Below are 1,034 nucleotides of genomic sequence, written 5' to 3' on the forward strand. Positions count from 1 at the left end.
CCCGGATAGCGAGCCGCCGTTGACAGTGTCCGAGCGGGCCCGGCTGGCCGAGCTCGAGCGAGAGAACCGGGAACTGAAGCTCGAGCGTGAATTCCTGGGAAAAGCCGCGGCCTTCTTTGCGAAGGAGTACCGGTGAGGGCGAAGTACGCGTTCATCGAGGCAGAGAAGGCGACCGTGAATGAGGACGGGACACCGCGGTACACGGTGACCGCGATGTGCACCTGGCTGGGCGTGGCGACCTCCGGGTTCTACGACTGGCTGACCCGGCCGGCCTCGGCCACCGCGCGGCGCCGTGCGGAGCTCGGGGCGCTCATCGAGCACCTCTTCGAGCAGCACGACGGCACCTACGGCTACCGGCGGATCCACGCCGCCCTGTCCCGGATGGGCCGGCCCTGCGACCCGGAGACGGTCCGGGCGATCATGCGCGAACGCGGCCTGGTGGCGTGCCAACCGCGGGCCAAGCGGCGGTGCACGACCAAGCAGGGCCAGGAGGTGGCCGACGTCCCGGACCTGGTCAACCGCGACTTCACCAGCGCCGCCCCCGGCGCCAAGCTCGTCGGCGACATCACCTACGTGCGCACGTGGGAGGGCTGGCTGTACGTCGCCCTGGTGATCGACTGCTGCTCGCGGGCGATCGTCGGGTACGCGATGGCCGACCATTACAAGACGCCGCTGATCACCGAGGCGATCGAGATGGCCGCCCGCAATCTCGACCTGCCCAAGAACGCCATCTTCCATTCCGACCGTGGCAGCAACTACATGTCCGACGAGTACGCCGCAGTTCTCGCCCGGCTCGGGTTGTCGCGTTCTGTCGGACGGACCGGAATATGCTTCGATAATGCTCTTGCCGAGTCAACGAATGGCGCGCTCAAGGTCGAGCTCGTCAACCGGAAACAATTCCCAACCCGTGAGATGGCCCGTCGGGATATCGCGCGATGGATCGAGTTGTTCTATAATCGACGAAGGCTCCATTCGGGGTTGGGGTACAAGACTCCCAACGAGATCCTCGAATCACACCGCGAGTCGCCAAAAGT

1 protein-coding gene is annotated in these 1,034 nt (G+C 65.8%); it reads left to right on the top strand.

Annotation, left to right across the window (positions count from 1 at the left end):
* Nucleotides 1–132: 132 nt before the first annotated feature.
* Nucleotides 133–1,034: IS3 family transposase (locus N864_RS22590; RefSeq protein WP_034722872.1), on the top strand; the 902-nt coding region annotated here is incomplete at its 3' end.

Source organism: Intrasporangium chromatireducens Q5-1 (assembly GCF_000576575.1).
In the GTDB taxonomy this organism is placed as follows: Bacteria; Actinomycetota; Actinomycetes; order Actinomycetales; family Dermatophilaceae; genus Intrasporangium_A; species Intrasporangium_A chromatireducens.